General features: G+C 72.8%; 12 protein-coding genes. 6 read left to right on the top strand and 6 right to left on the bottom strand.

The features are described from left to right. Positions 1 to 4: 4 nt before the first annotated feature. The 5 genes from AB8A24_RS38405 to AB8A24_RS38385 are packed head-to-tail and all read right to left on the bottom strand — an operon-like array spanning position 5 to position 9,580. Positions 5 to 1,621, bottom strand: a complete 1,617-nt coding sequence (locus AB8A24_RS38405; protein WP_369478814.1) for an aldehyde dehydrogenase — start codon at positions 1,619 to 1,621, stop codon at positions 5 to 7. After that, complete coding sequence (locus AB8A24_RS38400; RefSeq protein WP_369478813.1) at positions 1,615 to 4,422, bottom strand: beta-ketoacyl synthase N-terminal-like domain-containing protein; 2,808 nt, start codon at positions 4,420 to 4,422, stop codon at positions 1,615 to 1,617. Before AB8A24_RS38400 ends, AB8A24_RS38405 begins: the two co-directional genes overlap by 7 nt. Then, a complete protein-coding gene (locus AB8A24_RS38395) occupies positions 4,415 to 7,546 on the bottom strand; it encodes an amino acid adenylation domain-containing protein (RefSeq protein ID WP_369478812.1) in 3,132 nt (1,043 codons plus the stop codon). Before AB8A24_RS38395 ends, AB8A24_RS38400 begins: the two co-directional genes overlap by 8 nt. A 34-nt stretch (positions 7,547 to 7,580) precedes the next feature. Continuing rightward, on the bottom strand, positions 7,581 to 8,360 hold the full coding sequence (locus AB8A24_RS38390) for an SDR family oxidoreductase (protein ID WP_266385458.1): 780 nt from the start codon (positions 8,358 to 8,360) through the stop codon (positions 7,581 to 7,583). A 35-nt stretch (positions 8,361 to 8,395) separates the two neighbouring features. Beyond that, positions 8,396 to 9,580, bottom strand: a complete 1,185-nt coding sequence (locus tag AB8A24_RS38385) for a pyridoxal phosphate-dependent aminotransferase family protein (RefSeq protein WP_328959629.1) — start codon at positions 9,578 to 9,580, stop codon at positions 8,396 to 8,398. A gap of 611 nt (positions 9,581 to 10,191) precedes the next feature. On the opposite strand from AB8A24_RS38385, the gene AB8A24_RS38380 reads away from it, so the two are divergent. Together AB8A24_RS38380 and AB8A24_RS38375 are read left to right on the top strand one after the other, a co-directional pair. Beyond that, positions 10,192 to 10,671: an SRPBCC family protein gene (locus tag AB8A24_RS38380; RefSeq protein ID WP_369478811.1), complete on the top strand. Its 480-nt coding sequence runs from the start codon at positions 10,192 to 10,194 to the stop codon at positions 10,669 to 10,671. Positions 10,672 to 10,693: 22 nt separating this feature from the next. Next, positions 10,694 to 11,716, top strand: a complete 1,023-nt coding sequence (locus AB8A24_RS38375) for a fatty acid desaturase (RefSeq protein WP_369478810.1) — start codon at positions 10,694 to 10,696, stop codon at positions 11,714 to 11,716. On the opposite strand, the gene AB8A24_RS38370 is transcribed toward AB8A24_RS38375, so the two are convergent. Continuing rightward, positions 11,676 to 12,275 (bottom strand): TetR/AcrR family transcriptional regulator, encoded by a 600-nt coding sequence (locus AB8A24_RS38370; RefSeq protein WP_328959626.1) that lies wholly within the window; start codon positions 12,273 to 12,275, stop codon positions 11,676 to 11,678. The genes AB8A24_RS38375 and AB8A24_RS38370 overlap by 41 nt on opposite strands. A gap of 164 nt (positions 12,276 to 12,439) precedes the next feature. Here AB8A24_RS38370 and AB8A24_RS38365 point away from each other — a divergent pair, with 164 nt between their 5' ends. From AB8A24_RS38365 to AB8A24_RS38350, 4 genes are all read left to right on the top strand, one after another. Continuing rightward, positions 12,440 to 12,844: an alpha/beta fold hydrolase gene (locus AB8A24_RS38365; RefSeq protein WP_369478809.1), complete on the top strand. Its 405-nt coding sequence runs from the start codon at positions 12,440 to 12,442 to the stop codon at positions 12,842 to 12,844. A gap of 61 nt (positions 12,845 to 12,905) precedes the next feature. Continuing rightward, a complete protein-coding gene (locus tag AB8A24_RS38360; RefSeq protein WP_328959624.1) occupies positions 12,906 to 14,384 on the top strand; it encodes an aldehyde dehydrogenase family protein in 1,479 nt (492 codons plus the stop codon). A 50-nt stretch (positions 14,385 to 14,434) separates the two neighbouring features. Next, positions 14,435 to 15,454: an LLM class flavin-dependent oxidoreductase gene (locus AB8A24_RS38355; RefSeq protein WP_369478808.1), complete on the top strand. Its 1,020-nt coding sequence runs from the start codon at positions 14,435 to 14,437 to the stop codon at positions 15,452 to 15,454. Then, positions 15,447 to 15,854: LLM class flavin-dependent oxidoreductase (locus AB8A24_RS38350; protein WP_369478807.1), on the top strand; the 408-nt coding region annotated here is incomplete at its 3' end. The genes AB8A24_RS38355 and AB8A24_RS38350, both read left to right, overlap by 8 nt.

Raw genomic sequence — 15,854 nt, 5'->3', positions numbered from 1 at the left:
CGCATCAGGCCGAAGCCCCCTTCGTGAGATCGCCGAACACGGCGTCGGCGGGGCGCACACCCCGCGCCACACTGACGCCCTGCAGGTGGGAGGTCCGCAGCAGCGGGTAGTTGGCCTCGCCGCCCGGGCCGCCGGTCAGACCGGTGCCGCCGTGCGTGGGAAGCACCGGCAGGAACCCGATGTGCGAGTCGTTGACCTTGAGCAGCCCGCCGCCCCGCACCCCGGCCAGGAACCGGTCGATCACCCGACGGTCACCGCTCCACAGCGAGTTCCGCAGCCCGTACTCGTTGGTGTCGACGAACTCCACCACCGCCTGGAGGAGATCCCCCGCGTCCCCGCCCTCCCCGGGCGCGGGCACCACGATCGGCAGCAGCGGGAAGAACGTCTCGTGGCGGACCGCCTCCAGATCGCGGGCACCCTTGAGGCCGTCGACCCGGACCACGGTGGGTTCCAGGAACAACCCGCCCACCTCGTCCGGCCGGCCCTCCACATCGAGCCTGCGCCCACCGCCGACCAGTTCCGCCCCGCACTCCAGCGCCTGCTCCAGCACCGACCTGAACAGGTCCGTGCGCAGCACGGGGGAGAGCAACGCGTCCGGCTCCTCCGGATAGCCCGGCCTGATCCGTGCGGCCCGCTCCACCACCTTCGCGATCAGTTCGTCCGCGACGTCGGGGTGCACCACCGCACAGTTGGGGACCATGCAGATCTGCCCGGAACCGTAGAACGCCTCGACGAGCGCGTCCGCGGCCAGGTCGAGGTCCGCGTCGTGCCACACCACACAGATGTCGTTGCCCGCCAGCTCCAGGATCGGCTTCTTGCCGGCCGCCACGCACCGCGCACCGAACTCGATGCCCTGACGGCTCCCGCCGAAGTACATGACGTCGTCCACCAACGGGCTCTGAAGCCACGCCGCCAGCGTGGAGGGAGCGTCCGAGCAGAGCACCGACAGCACCCCCGCCGGGGCACCCACCGCCTCGAGGGCCGGCGCGATCAACTCCCGCAGGATGTGCATCACCCCCAGCGGCGCGCTCCGCGGGGCCCGCACCACCAGCGCGTTGCCCGCCGCGAGCGCCCACACCCCCAACAGGGCGTTGGCGACGGTCGCGTTCGCCGGCGGATTGAGACAGACCACCCCGTCGGCGACCCGCCGCACCGTCAGCTCACGCTCGGCCGTCACGACCCGGTGCTCCATCTGCGCGGCGAGGAACTCCACCGTCTCGGGCGCGGTGTTGGCCAGCACACCCGAGGTCTCCCAGCGGGCCAGCGACCGAGGATGCCCCTCCGCGATCATCAGGTCCACGATCTCGTCGTGCTTCTCACGCACCAACGCGTGGAAGACCTCCACGAACCGCATCCGGGTGGCCAACGGCACCACCGACCACTGCGCGGCCGCCCGCGCCGCGCCCCGCAGCGCCGCCTCCACCTCGTGCGGATCGGCGACCGCGCACCGGCCGATGACCTCCGCCGGCGCGTCCTGCACGGCGATCACACCCCGCTCCAGACCCCGCTTGAGGCGCAGCGCCCCCATGAAGTCACGCAACATCGCCGAGGCCCGCACCGTGTACACCCAGCGGGTGCCCGGCTGCTCCTGGCCGTCGGTGTACGAGCCGTAGCTCAGCATCGCGGGTCCCCTTCCGGGTCGTGGGGGGCCAGGGCCGCACCGAAGGCCGCCCCCAGCCGGGCGATCCGGTCGCCCTCGTCGAACATGGAGAAGTGGTCGCCGGGGACCTTGTCCACCAGCAGCCGGCCGGTGATGTGCGCACCCCACACGGACTTGTCGCGCGGGTTCATCCGCAACGCGTCCAGCAGCGCGTCGCCCTCGGGCTCCTCCGCCTGCAGCAAGGTGACGTCCCCCGCGAACGGCCGGTCCGGGTAGTAGCCCTTCAGCAGGGCGTGGTTGTGCTGCCACACCTCCAGGAAGCCCTGCTCCCGCAGCAGCCCCGGGTCCACCCCCCGCACCGCGGCCGCCTCGAACAGCACCGGGAACGCGGCCTCGAACCCCTCCGCGTCCAGGTGGCCGCCCACGTACGTCTCGGGCACATGGGTGTCCAGCATGATCAGCTGCTCGACCTCCTCACCGGCCCGCTGCAGCTGCACCGCCATCTCGAACGCCACGTTCCCGCCGAAGGAGTACCCGCCCAGCCGGTACGGGCCCGCCGGCTGCTCCTCGCGGATCCGTCCGACGTACAGGGCCGCGAGCTCGCGCAGGGTGCCCGGCCGGCCGGCCTCCTCGGAGGGGAAGGACAGCGCGCGCAGCGCCGGGCCCGCGGGGGTCCGGTCGGCCAGCCGGTGGTACAGGAAGTTCGTGCCGCCGGCGGGCGGCACCAGGTAGACGGGTGTGCCCCGGCCGTCACGGACGGCCCGCACCCCGCCGCCCGCGGCGCCGGTGCCCGCGCGGGCCGCGCGGACGTGGTCGGCCATCGCGTCGGGCGTCCGCAGCCGGGCGAACTCGTCGAGGTCCAGGTCGATCCCGAACAGGGTGCGCAGGGCGGTGACCAGTTCCACGGCGAGCAGGGAGTCCCCGCCCAGGTCGTAGAAGTCGTCGTCCGGGGCGATCGCGTCGATGCCCAGGCCCTCCTCCAGGACCTTCAGGACACCCTCCAGGACACCGTCCTCCACCTCACCCCCCACCACGGACGCGACCGCGACCGTGACCGTGACCGTGGGGGAGACGGAAGGGGAGGGGGCAGGGGGCGCGGCGTCGGTGGCGGTCGGGGTGTCGGGTTCGATCCAGTGGCGTTCGGGCCGCAACGGGTGCCCCGGCAGGGCGACCTTCAGGGCCGGACCGTGCGCCCAGCCCCCGTCGGGCGGCGCGGCCACCGACAGCTCCCCGGCCGCCGCCGCGTCCAGCCCGGCACGCAACTCCGCCAGGGTCGCCGCCTCGAACACGTGGCGTACGGGGAGCAGGGCCCGGCCCGTGGACAGGGTGTAGGCGATGTCCCGGACGGCCGGCGGCGTCGCACCGTCCACCAGGACGCGCAGCGCCCTGGCCGTCTCGGCGAGCGCCGCGGTGTCGCGGGCCGACAGGACGACCGGGTAGCGCACCTCCCGCCCCCCACCGGTCGTCGCGGTCGTCGCGGCCGGGACGGTGGGGGCGGGCGGGGCTTCCAGGACGGCGTGCGCGTTGGTGCCGCCGAGCCCGAAGGAGCTGACCGCGGCCGCGCGCAGAGGGGTGGCGCGGGGATACGGGAGGGACTCGGTCGGGACGTCGAACGGCTGCCGGTCCAGGCGTAGTTGCGGGTTGGGTGTGCTGTAGTTGATCTGCCGGGGGACCGTCTGGTGGTACAGCGCGAGTGCCGCCTTGATCAGGCCGGTCACCCCGGCCGCCGCGTCCAGGTGCCCGACGTTGGCCTTGACGCTGCCGATCAGGCAGTCGGGGGCGGGCCCGCCGGCGGCCCGGTAGGCGGCGCTCAGCGCGTGCAGTTCGAGGGGGTCGCCGACGGCGGTGCCGGTGCCGTGGGTCTCGATGTAGCCGATGTCCGAGGCCGGGATCCCGGACGCCTGGAGGGCCGCCCGGATGACCGCCTGCTGGCCCTGCGGGCCGGGGGCGGTGAAACCGATCTTGTCGGAGCCGTCGTTGTTGACGGCGGTGCCCCGCACGACGGCGTAGATCCGGTCGCCGTCCGCCAGGGCGTCGGCGAGCCGCTTGAGGACCACCACACCGCAGCCGTTGCCCTTGACGGTGCCCGCCGACCCGGCGTCGAAGACGCGGCAGTGGCCGTCGCGGGAGAGGATCCCGCCCTCCTGGTACTCGTACCCCGAGGTCTGCGGGAAGGTGATGCTCACCCCGCCCGCGAGCGCGGCCCGTACCTCACCGCGCGCCAGCGCCCGGCAGGCCAGGTGCACGGCGGTCAGCGAGCTCGAGCAGGCGCTCTGCACGCTCATGCTGGGCCCGCGCAGATCGAGTTTGTAGGAGACGCGGGTGGCCAGGAAGTCCTTGTCGTTGCCGAGCAGCACCGGGTAGGACAGGGCCGCGTCCGCGTACTCGCTCGAGCGCAGCACGTTCGCCAGGAGGTAGGTGCTCAGGCTGGTGCTCGCGAAGACGCCCACGGGGCCGCCCGCGGCGTGCGGGGCCAGTCCCGCGTCCTCCAGGGCCTGCCAGGCGCAGGTCAGGAACACCCGGTGCTGCGGGTCCATCAGCCGGGCGTCGCGCTGGGTGACACCGAAGAAACCGGCGTCGAAGAGGTCCGCGTCCGCGAGGTCGGCGCCGCGCGGGACCCGGGTGGGGGAGGCGATCCCCTGCGGGGAGACACCCGCCCGGGCCAGTTCGGTGTCGGAGAACGCGCGGACGGACTCCACGCCGTCCACCAGCCCCCGCCAGAACTCCTGCGTCCCGGCCGCGCCCGGGAACCGGCCGGCCATCCCGACGACGGCCACCGCCTCGCCGGCCGATCCGTGCACGGACCCTGTGGTCTCATTCATCCGATGCCCCCCGTACGGCGTCGATGTGGGCCGCGAGGCGGCGCACTGTGGTGTGGGTGTAGAGCTCGATCATTTCCAGGCCGGGTACGGCCAGGTGTTCCTGCAGCAGCCGGTGCACCTCGACGACGTGCATCGAGGACCCGCCGATGTCGAAGAAGTTGTCCTGGGGGCCGAACCCGACCCCGGGCAGCACCCGCGTCCACACGGCCCCCACCGCCTCCTCGGTGCCCGTCCCGCCGCCGGCGGTGCCCGCGGCCGGCTCCTCGCCCGTCCCGGACACCCGCGGCCAGGGCAGCGCCGCGCCGTCGACCTTCCCGTTGATGGTCAGCGGGAGGGCGGCGGTGCGTACGATCCGGGCGGGCACCATGTAGGCGGGCAGCCGTTCGCGCAGCGTCCGGCGGATCTCGCCGGTCTCCGGCAGTGCCGTGCCGGCGGCGAACGCGACCAGTTGCGGATGCTCCGCGTCGCGTTCGTCGAGCCGCACGGTGCACTCGTGGACACCGTCGACCTGCAGCAGGGCCGTCTCGATCTCCCCGAGTTCGATGCGGAAGCCGCGCAGTTGCACCTGGGTGTCGATCCGCCCGAGGTGGACCAGCGTCCCGTCGGGTCGCACCACTCCCAGGTCCCCGCTGCGGTAGAAACGCTCCCCGCCCAGGACCGGGAACCGTTCGGCGGTGAGTTCGGGCATGCCCAGGTAGCCGGGCGTCACGCCCGCGCCGCCGACGAGCATCTCGCCGGGCACACCGGGCGGGCACACGTTGCCGTCCGTGTCGACGACGGTGACCGTCAGGTCCGCCAGCGGCCGCCCGATCGCCGACCGGGTCTCGGTGCGGGCGTCGGCCGCGGTGATCGGATGGAAGGTGACGTGCACCGTCGTCTCCGTGATGCCGTACATGTTCACCAGGCGGGCCCGCTCGCCCATCACCTCGTACCAGGCGCCCAGCGAGGCGTAGCGCAGGGACTCGCCGCCGAACACCACGCGGCGCACGGCCAGTCGTTCCCCGTCGCCGGGGCCCAGGACCTTCGTCAGCTGCCCGAACGCCGACGGGGTCTGGTTGAGCACCGTGACCCGTTCGCGGATCAGGAACTCCCGGAACTGGTCGGGGGACTTGGCGCAGTCCTCCCCGACGATCGCCAGCCGGCCCCCGTACAGCAGCGCCCCGAAGATCTCCCAGACGGAGAAGTCGAAGGCGTAGGAGTGGAACAGGCTCCAGGTGTCGTGCGGCCCGAACCCGAACAGGTCCTCGCAGGAGCGCATCAGGCGCATCACGTTGCGGTGGGTCACCTGCACGCCCTTGGGGCGGCCGGTGGAGCCGGAGGTGAAGATGACGTACGCGCACGCGTCGGGATCGTCGCCGCCCCCCGCCGCCGCGTCCCCCGCCGGCGCGTCCGGCGCGTCCGCCTGCGGGGCCAGGAGCGCGGCGGCGTCCAGGAGGTGTCCGGGGGGCGCGGGCCGTCGCACCGCGTCGTCGACCACGACGGGCAGCCCGTCCGGGAAGCTCTCCAGGATCGAGGTGATGCGCGACACCGGCGAGTTCGGGTCGAGCGGCACATACGCCTTGCGTGCCTTGAGCGTGCCCAGGACGACGGTGATCAGGTCGATCCCGCGGCGCATGGCGATCCCGACGTGGGTGGCGGGTGTGGCGGCCGTCAGGCGCCGCGCGACCTGCCGGGCCCGGGCGTCCAGCTCGGCGTAGGTGATCCGCCGGGCACCGTCGGACACCGCGACGCGGTCGGGTTCGGCCCGCGCGGTGCGTTCGAACCAGGCGGCCAGCGACGGCGGCACCTCGAAGGGGGGCCGGTCGGTGTCCGGGTTGACCAGGGCGCGCAGTTCACGTTCCGCGTCGGCCGTCAGGGCCGGGATGTCCTCGATGCGCCGCTCGGGGTCCTGTGCCACCAGGGTCAGGACGTTGCGCATCACGCCGATCGGGTCGGTGCGCCACTGCTCGTCGCTGCATTCGGCGTTGAGGACGAAGGCGGTGCCGGAGTCCTCGACGTTCATGGAGAGCGGGTACTTGACCAGGCGGCGCGGCAGCGGCACGGACTCGACGGTGCAGCCGGCCAGCCGGAAGCGCAGCGGCTCCTTGTAGTAGGTGAAGGTGTTGTCGGGGGCGAGCAGGCCGCCGGCCAGGCCGGGGGCGACGCGTCGGGCGTGGGCGCCCAGGTCGAAGCCCTGGTGGCGCAGCATGCCGACGCTGGCCGACTGCACGGCCCGGCACAGTTCCTGGAAGGTGGCGTGTTCGGTGAGGTCGACCACCAGCGGGAGGGTGTTGACGAAGTAGCCGAAGGCCTGGCGCTGGCGCAGGCCGCGCCGGTTGGCCAGCGGGACGCCGGTGACCAGCTCGCGGCCGCCGGTGACCCGGGCGTAGGTGACGAGGTAGGCGGCGAGGAAGAACGCGAACGGGGTGCAGCCCAGCTCCCGGGTGCGTGAGCGGATCAGTTCGCCCAGCTCCGGATCGATCTCCAGGCTGCGTTCCTCGCCCAGGAGCGCCCCGGTGGAGGTGCGCCGGCCCTGGAGGCGGTCGTCGCCCAGGGTGGTGAGGCGGCCGAGGCGGGCGGCGAAGTACTCCAGGGTGTCGGGGCCGGGGGCCGCGGCCCGGACCAGGGTCGCCGGGTCGTCCTGGGCCGCGGGGGAGAGCTCCGCGGCCGGGTCGGCGTACAGGCGCTCCAGTTCGGCGACGAAGTTGAAGAAGCTGTAGCCGTCCTGGACCAGGTGGGAGAACAGGAGGGTGACGTGGACCCCTTCGTCGTCGCGGTGGACGCGGAAGTCGTACTGGCGGGCGTCCGGCGGGATCGGGGTGTCGCTCCTGGCCGCGAGGTCGTGGGCGAGGAGGTCGCGGGCGCCGCCCGTCGAGGCCGTGAAGGGGACGAGGGTGTCGAGGTCGTCCTCGGGCTCGTGGTGGACCGCGTGCACGGCGCCGTCGCGGGCCTCGAAGCGGGTGTTGAGGGCGCGGATGCCGCGGGCGAGGCGGCCCAGTGCCAGGCGCAGCCGCGGGACGTCGACCTCGCCGGTGACCCGGTAGAGGCCGCTCAGGTTGTAGGAGGCGTCCGCCGGGAAGAGCTGCTGGTGGGTGAAGAGTTTGAGCTGTGGTGCCGTGGCCGGTGATATCGCCGGACCCGTCATTGTGATTCCCCCATGGAAGTCTTCTCTGCTCGGTTCAGTGGCCTGGTCTGCTGAGGTCCCAGGCGAACCGCCGGGACAGGGAGCGCGGCAGGTGACGCAGTCCCCAGGCGGCGGTCTTGTAGCGCAGGCTCGGGATGCTGAGGACCTTGCCCCGGTCCAGGTCGCGCAGGGCCGTGCGCACGACGTCGTCGGCGTTCAGCCACAGCCACGGCGGCGGGAAGGTGGTCGGGATGCCGGCCCGCTGGTGGAACTCGGTCCGGGTGTAGCCGGGCAGAAGGGCCAGCATCCGCACGCCGGCCGCGCGCACCTGGTGCGAGGCGGCCAGCGATTCGGTGAACCCGATGATCCACGCCTTGCTGGCGGGATACGTCGAGCTCAGCCAGGCGGGGCCCAGGCCCGCGACGCTGGCGACGTTGACGACGGCCCCCGAGCGCCGCCGGGTCATCTCCTTCAGCGCGGCGTCGGTGAGCCGCAGGACGGCCCGCACGTTGAGGTCCAACAGCCGTTCCTCGGCGTGGATGCCGGTCTGCCCGAAGGCGTTCTCGTAGCCGATGCCGGCGTTGTTGACGAGCAGGTCCACGGCCGGTTCGGCCGCCAGCCGCGCGGTGACCAGCGCGCAGCCCTCGTCGGTGGTGAGGTCGGCGACCAGCACCTCGGTCCGCACACCGTGCCCGGCGTGCAGGAGGTCGGCGTGCTCCTTCAGGTCGCGTTCCGAACGCGCCACGAGAACGAGGTCGTGGCCCCGCTCCGCCAGGGCCCGGGTGAAGGCCCTGCCGAGACCGGCGGTGGCTCCTGTGACAAGTGCGGTGGGCATCGGGCGGCTCCGGTCGAAGGGACGGACGGGGCGGTTCACGCGCCGACGGGGACGCGCAGGATCCGGTCGCGGACCGCACGGAACCCCTCGACCGCCCGCGCCAGCTGCTCCTCGGTCTGGACGGCGGTGTAGCTGGTGCGCAGCCGGGGGGACGCCGCGGGCGGCAGCACGGCGTTGACGTACACGCCCTGCTCGATGAGGAGATTCCAGGCGAGCAGGGTGCTGATGTCGTCGCCCGTCGCGACGGGCACGATCGGGGTCCGGCTGTCGCCGACCTCGTAGCCCAGTTCCGTCAGTTCACGCCGCATGAAATCGGCGTTGTCGGCGACGGTGCTGCACCGCCAGGGCTCGTTCTGCAGAATGCGCAGGGATTCCAGGGCGGCGGCCGTGTTGGAGGGACTGGCGCTCGCGGAGAACATCAGACTGCGCGCGTTGTGGCGCAGGAAGTCGATCACTTCCTCGTCGCCGAGAACCGCGCCGCCGATCGAACCGAACGCCTTGGAGAAGGTCAGGGTGATCAGCGGGACACGGTCGGTGAGAGCGAAGTGCGAGGCGGTGCCGCGACCCTTGTCCAGGACGCCGCCGCCGTGCGCGTCGTCCACCAGCAGGGTGGCCCCGTACTTCTCGCAGACGTCCACCAGTTCGGGCAGCGGGCACAGGTCGCCCTCCATGCTGTAGACGCCGTCGACGACGACCATGCAGTCGGCGCCGCCCGCGACGCGGGCCAGTTTGGTCTCCAGGTCCGCCGCGTCGTTGTGCGCGAACCACTGGATCCTGGCCCGGCTCAGGCGCGCCGCGTCGATGAGCGAGGCGTGGGCCTCCTTGTCCAGGAAGACGATGTCGCCGGGACCGCACAGCCCGGCGATCGCGCCGAGGTTGGCCTGGTAACCGGTGGTCAGGACGAGGGCGGCGGGCTTGCCGAAGAACTGGGCGAGCTCACGCTCGAGCTGGTCGTGCAGTTCCAGGTTGCCGTTGAGGAACCGCGATCCCGTGCAGCCGGCGCCGTGGCGGTGCGCCGCCCGGGCGGCGGCCTCGACGACCCGCGGGTCGGTGGACAGCCCCAGGTAGTCGTTGGAACCGCACATGACCACCTCACGGCCGTCCGCCATACGGGCGGAGCCGGCGTCACGGCCGTCGAAGTTCAGGAAATAGGGATAGAGGCCGGCGGCCTTCGCCTCACGTGCCCGGGTGTACGAGGTGCACTTTTCGATGACGCTCACAATTCATCCTTCTGATGCCTTGGAAAGTGACATGGAGGTGCTGACGCGCGGTATGCGGAGCTCGACTTCCCGAATCACCAGACCAAGAATTCTGGACATGGTGGTCAACTCCCATTCATTCGGCATGCAAAGGGTGCCGGGGGAGGAGTCGGTGTTCGTGTGCTGCGCCTCCGCGAAGATTTCGCGGGGCCGGGACATCAGTGTTCCCAGGAATGCCAGATGAGGCGAAGAGTGGATGCTACGTCGCAGATCGCACCGGCGATCGCGGATACGGCCTTGCTCATGTTTCCCCCATGGAATACCCGCCCGGGTCGCAGTCCGCCGATGCGTGCGCGCCGGCGGAGGAAGGCTGGGTGTGATGTGTGCCGCGACCTCTTGCCGCAGCTCGCGAGGGTTCCCCTCCCCTCGGTCGGAACGAGCCGACTCGTTCTACCGTAGGGGTGCGGCGCGATCTCGTCAAGCAGCCGAGTTTGGGGCGGGATTGAACGACCGAGGGGTTGGCCAGAACCCCGCCCTTGGCCGAAAATCTGTTGCCCCGACGATTGCCGAGCGCCTAGCTTCACCTCCGTGCCGCATACTCCCGGATGTTCCGAACGGAAACAAAAGGGAGCATGATGCAGCGTCAGATGCAGGTCGAGGAAAGCCTCTTCGTCAAAGCCGCCCGGACGGATTTGTACGATGCCGTCGCCGACGTCCGCGTGATGGCCCGGTACAGTCCCGAATGCCGGGCCGTCCTCGGGCCGCGCGGCCCCCTGACCGCCGGCCGGAGCTTTGTCGGACTCAACCGCAAAGGGCCGTTCGTCTGGTTCACTTGGTGCCGCGTCGTGCACGCCGAGGCACCGGAACGCTTCACCTTCGAGGTGAGCACGTTCGGCCTCCCCGTGGCCCGCTGGAGCTACCGCTTCACCCCCGGCGACGGCGGCGTCCACGTCACCGAGTCCTGGCAGGACCTGCGCACCGGCCGCGGGGCCCGCCTCACCGAACTCCTCGGCCTCCTCTTCACCGGAACACCCGCACGCGGCCGGGCCGAACTCAACCGCGCCGGAATGCGCACCACCCTCCGACGGCTCAGGCGCGCCGTGGAGCGATGACCCTCCCCAGAAAGGGACAGCCATGACGACGGCACCTGCCCACGTCTCCTTCGCCCCCCTGCAGGCGGCGGTGCGCGAAGCGGGCCTGCTCCGCCCCCGCACCGGCTACTACACCCTCAAGTTCGCCGCCAACACCGCCCTGTTGGCGGCGGCCTGGGCCCTGTTCGGACGGCTCGGCGACTCCTGGTGGCAGGTGGCCGCCGCCGTGCTCCTGGCCTTCGCCTACGGCCAGACCGGCCTCCTGGGCCACGACGTGGGCCACGCCCAGGTCACCCGCGACCGCAGGGCGATGACCGCCCTCGGCCTCGTCCACGGCAACCTCCTGCTGGGCTTCAGCTACGGCTGGTGGATGAGCCACCACACCCGCCACCACAACCACCCCAACCACCTGGACCACGACCCCGACATCCTGCGCCGCGTCGTGGCCTTCTCACCGCGCCAGGCCGAGGGCGTCTCCCGACTGCGGGCCCTCGTCATCCGCCACCAGGCACCGCTCTTCTTCCCGCTGCTCAACCTGGAGGCCGTCGGACTGCGCGTCGGATCGGTGATCGCCATCCGCCGGGGGATCGTCCGCCACCCCCGCACCGAGTCCCTCCTCCTCGCGCTGCACGCCGTCCTCTACACCACGGCCGTCCTGTGCGTGCTCGACCCGATCCGCGCCCTCGTCTTCGTCGCGGTCCACCAGGGTCTGTTCGGCGTGTACCTGGGCTGCGTCTTCGCCCCCAACCACAAGGGGATGCCGGTGCGCGAAGGCGACACCGAGCCCGACTGGCTGAGCCGCCAGGTGCTCACCTCCCGCAACATCCGCAGCTCACGACTGCACGACTTCCTCTTCGGCGGCCTCAACTACCAGATCGAGCACCACCTCTTCCCCACCGTGCCGCGGCCGAACCTGCGCAGGTGCCGGCCCCTGACGATGGCCCACTGCGCCGCGGCGGGCCTGCCCTACCACGAGGTCTCCGCGACCCGCTCGTACATCGAGGTCCTGGCCCACCTGCGCCAGGTCACCGACCAGGTGCGCCGGAACGCTCCGCGGCGCGGGTGACCCCGTCCATCAGGATGCCGACGAGGTCGCGGGTGTAGGTGCCGGCGACCTCGCCCCGGCGCACCAGGACCCGCATCCACAGGGCGCCCGCCATCGCGTCCACCAGCGGCGCCGGATCGGCGTCGGCGGGCAGGTCGCCCCGGGCCACCGCACGCTCGAAGACGGGCCGGTGCCGGCCGAAGCGGTCGTCGAGGAAGGAGACCACCAGGTCCCGCATCGCCTGGTGGCGCACCGCGCCCACCAGCGCCGCCTCGACGATCGTGCGCCGGTGCTCGTCGTCCAGCAGGCTCTGGACCTGCTCGGCCAGCGCCGTCAGGTCACCGCGCAGGCTGCCGGTGTCGGCGAGCTCGAACCGCAGGATGTGCGAGTGCAGCAGCGCGTCGCGCAGCAGCTCCGACTTCGAGGACCACCAGCGGTAGATCGTCGTCTTGTTGACCCCCGAACGCTGGGCCACCCCCTCGATGGTCAGGGAGTCGAAGCCCACGCTGCCCAGCATGTCCAGGGTGGCCGAGAAGATCTCCGCCCTGCGCCGCGGCCCGCCGCTCTCTCCGTCTTGCATCCGCGTCACCGCGTACCGCCCTTCGTCCGAGTGGACACCCAGCCTACTGCAACGCAACGTGGTGTTGCATTTTGCTGGCCCTCGACGCTAGTCTGCAACGCAACGTTGCGTTGAATTCCGGCTGTCGTCCGTGGCCGCCGGCACCGCACCTGCCAGGGGGAGACATGTGTGCTGACCGCACGCCGGACCCGACGACGGGACCGACACCCGCCGCCGGCCGGCCCGGCATCCGGACCGCGGGACCCGCCGACGGCTCACCCCCGGTCCTCGTCCACGGCATCAGGGTCTGCGCCCGGACGCGGGACCCCCACACCCGCCGACCGACCCCCCGCGACCGCGTCACCGCCCCCGACCTGCCCGGACACCGAACCCGCCGGGAGCGCCCCTTGCGCCTGGAGGAAGCGGTCGCCCGGGTCGAGGAGGCCGTCCAGGAGGCCGCCCTGGCCACCGGCCGCCCGCCCCTGGTCGCGGGAGCCTCGCTCGGCGGCCACGTCGCCCGCGCCGCCGCCCACCCCGACACCGCCGTCCTCGTCCAGGGCGCCACCGCCCGCCCGGGACACACCCCGTGACCCGCCGCCACGGGCACCACCCCACCGTCCGCCCCACCGCCGCGCCGTGAAGGAGAACCCGATGCCCACCGCCCGCACCGACCTCGAAGCAACCGGGTTCACCTCCCGCGACCCGGTCGACGACCGGGTCGTCGCCACCTTCCCCACCGACGACGAGGCGACCGTCCGCCACAAGACCGACCGCGCCCGCGACGCCGCCCGCTGGTGGGACGCCCTCGGCCACGACGGCCGCCGCACCCGCCTGCTGGCCTGGAAACGCGTCATGACCCGCCGCCGGGCCGAGATCATCGACCTCCTCGGCCGCGAGAACGGCAAGGTCCGCGCGGACGCCGTCATCGAACTCTCCGTCACCCTCGCCCACGTCGACTGGGCCGCCCGCAACGCCCACCGCGTCCTTCGCCGCAGGAAGATGCCCTCCGGGCTCCTCATGCTCAACCAGGCCAGCACCCTGGAGTACAAGCCGTACGGCGTGATCGGCGTCATCGGCCCCTGGAACTACCCCGTGTTCACCCCGATCGGCTCCCTCGCCTACGCCCTCGCCGCCGGCAACGCCGTCGTCTTCAAACCCAGCGAACACACCCCCGCCTGCGGGAAATGGCTCACCGACACCTTCGCCGAAGCCGTCCCCGAACACCCCGTCCTCCAACTCACCACCGGAGCCGGCCCCACCGGCGCGGCCCTGTGCGCCTCGGGCGTCGACAAGATCGCCTTCACCGGCTCCCGCGCCACCGGAGCACGCGTCCTGGCGGCCTGCGCCCCCTCCGTCACCCCCGTGCTCCTGGAACTCGGCGGCAAGGACGCCCTCGTCGTCGCCGCCGACGCCGACGTCGAGGCCGCCGTCGAAGCCGCCCTGTGGGGCGGCTGCGCCAACGCCGGCCAGTCCTGCACGGGCATCGAACGGGTCTACGTCGCCGAAGCCGTCCACGAACGCTTCCTGACCCGGCTGACGCACCGGGCCCGACAGATCCACGCCCGCCAGGACTTCGGCCCGATCACCATGCCCGGCCAGCTCGACATCATCCGCCGCCACGTCCAGGACGCCCTCGACCGCGGCGGCCGCGCCCTCGTCGGCGGCCCCGACTCCATCCGACCGCCCTACGTCCTGGGCCCCATCGTCCTCGCCGACGTCCCCGAGGACTCCGCCGCCCTCCGCGAGGAGACCTTCGGCCCCGTCCTGGTCGTCAACCGCGTCCGCGACGCCGCCGAAGGCGTACGCCGGGCCAACGACTCACCCTACGGACTCGGCGCGGCCCTCTTCGCCCGCCGGGGCACCACCGCCCTCGCCCGCTCCATCCGCTCCGGGATGGTCAGCGTCAACGACGTGATGGCCTTCCCCGGCGTCCCCTCCCTGCCGTTCGGCGGCGTCGGCGCCTCCGGCTTCGGCCGGATCCACGGAGCCGACGGACTCAGGGAGTTCACCGTCCCGCACGCGGTCACCCGCCGCCGCTTCCCCGCCCCCCTGGCCGTCTCCACCTACGCCCGCGGCGCCCGGGACATCGCCGGACTGGAACGCGTCGTCCGCCTCCTCGGCGCACGCTGACCACCACACCCGGCCACCCGACGAACACCACGCCACAACGGGGGAGAACCATGCCCGCAACCACCACCGCACGACTGACCCTCGGGGTACGGCTGAACGGGACGGAGGAACGGCCCACCGGCCCGCCCCACCCGCCCGCACCGCCGGACCCCCACGCCTACCCCTTCCACGAGTTCCTCGCCACGGAACTGGAACGCGGACGCCTGGACGCCCTGCTCGTCCCCGAACTCCTCCACCCCACCGGCCCCACCGGCCCCACCGGGCGTCGTGGCGGTCCGCCCGCCCTCGAAGCCACCACCCTCCTCGCCGCCCTCGCCGGCGCCACCGACCGGCTCGGCATCGCCGTCACCACCACGGCCACCGCCGCCCACGCCGACACCCTCGCCCACCGGCTCGCCGCACTGGACGTGCTCTCCGCCGGCCGGACGGGCTGGCAGCCCCACACCCCCGCCCACCCCGGCCACGAGGAACCCGAGGAGGACGCGCTGCGCTGCAAGCACACCGGCGAACTCATCGACACCCTCCACACCCTCTGGGACGCCGCGAACCGCCACCTGCCCGCCGCGCCACCGCCCCTCCCGCAGGGCCGGCCCGTCCTCTTCCACACGGCCACCACCCCCGCCGAACGCTCCCTGGCGGCCCGCCACGCCGACGTCGTCCTGACCGGCCGCCACCCCCTCGACGAGGCCCGGGCCCGCTACGGCGACCTCAAGACCGAGGCCGCCTCCCACGGCCGCCTCCCCGACGACCTGCTGATCTGGAGCGAACTCACCCCCCAGGTCACCACCCGCCCCGCCGGCCGGGTCCCGGCCCGCCACCGGGGCGACGTCCTCACCGGCACCCCCGCGCAGCTCGCCGACCACATGGAGGAACGCTTCGAACGCCGCGCCTGCGACGGCTTCGTCCTGTCCTTCCCCGCCCTGCCCGCACCGCTCGTCGACTTCGTCGACCAGGTCGTCCCCGAACTCTGGCGGCGCGGCCTGTTCCCCAACGACTACGCCTCCTCGACGCTGCGCGGCAACCTCGGCCTGCCCTCGCGCACCACGCCCACCGGAGCCCTCCATGTCTGACCCGAAGAGACCGCCCGGCCCCCTGCTGTTCGCCGCGCTGCCCGCCGTACACGACCCCCGGGCCCCCGAGCCGTGGCCGGGCCTGTTCACCCGGGCGGTCCTGGACGCCGAACTCGCCGGGATCGACGCCCTCGTCGTCGAACACGGAGCCGACCGCACCGACCCCGCCCTGGACCCCGTCGTCGTCCTCGCCCACCTCGCCCCGCGCACCTACCGCCTCGGCCTCGTCGCGGAGATGCCCGCCGCCCCCGACGCACCGCAGGGGGCGGCCCGTGAACTGGCCTCCCTCGACGCCATCAGCGGCGGCCGCGCCGGCCGCCTGGTCCGCGGCCCCGCCGACCCGCACGCACCCGCCGCGCCCCACTCCGGCCCCACCGACCACGGCACCGCCCTGACCTGG

The sequence above is a fragment of the Streptomyces sp. BF23-19 genome (assembly GCF_041106355.1).
Lineage (GTDB): Bacteria > Actinomycetota > Actinomycetes > Streptomycetales > Streptomycetaceae > Streptomyces > Streptomyces virginiae_A.
Note: the sequence above shows the minus strand (reverse complement) of the source record. Positions and strands in the feature narration are given on the sequence as shown.

What these genes read in the sequence shown, in the direction of transcription:
- AB8A24_RS38395 (WP_369478812.1), bottom strand. Translation starts at nt 7,546, where the DNA reads ATGACGGGTCCGGCGATATCACCGGCCACGGCACCACAGCTCAAACTC.
- AB8A24_RS38355 (WP_369478808.1), top strand. Translation starts at nt 14,435, where the DNA reads ATGCCCGCAACCACCACCGCACGACTGACCCTCGGGGTACGGCTGAAC.
- AB8A24_RS38380 (WP_369478811.1), top strand. Translation starts at nt 10,192, where the DNA reads ATGATGCAGCGTCAGATGCAGGTCGAGGAAAGCCTCTTCGTCAAAGCC.
- AB8A24_RS38370 (WP_328959626.1), bottom strand. Translation starts at nt 12,275, where the DNA reads ATGCAAGACGGAGAGAGCGGCGGGCCGCGGCGCAGGGCGGAGATCTTC.
- AB8A24_RS38365 (WP_369478809.1), top strand. Translation starts at nt 12,440, where the DNA reads ATGTGTGCTGACCGCACGCCGGACCCGACGACGGGACCGACACCCGCC.
- AB8A24_RS38400 (WP_369478813.1), bottom strand. Translation starts at nt 4,422, where the DNA reads ATGAATGAGACCACAGGGTCCGTGCACGGATCGGCCGGCGAGGCGGTG.
- AB8A24_RS38390 (WP_266385458.1), bottom strand. Translation starts at nt 8,360, where the DNA reads ATGCCCACCGCACTTGTCACAGGAGCCACCGCCGGTCTCGGCAGGGCC.
- AB8A24_RS38360 (WP_328959624.1), top strand. Translation starts at nt 12,906, where the DNA reads ATGCCCACCGCCCGCACCGACCTCGAAGCAACCGGGTTCACCTCCCGC.
- AB8A24_RS38405 (WP_369478814.1), bottom strand. Translation starts at nt 1,621, where the DNA reads ATGCTGAGCTACGGCTCGTACACCGACGGCCAGGAGCAGCCGGGCACC.
- AB8A24_RS38375 (WP_369478810.1), top strand. Translation starts at nt 10,694, where the DNA reads ATGACGACGGCACCTGCCCACGTCTCCTTCGCCCCCCTGCAGGCGGCG.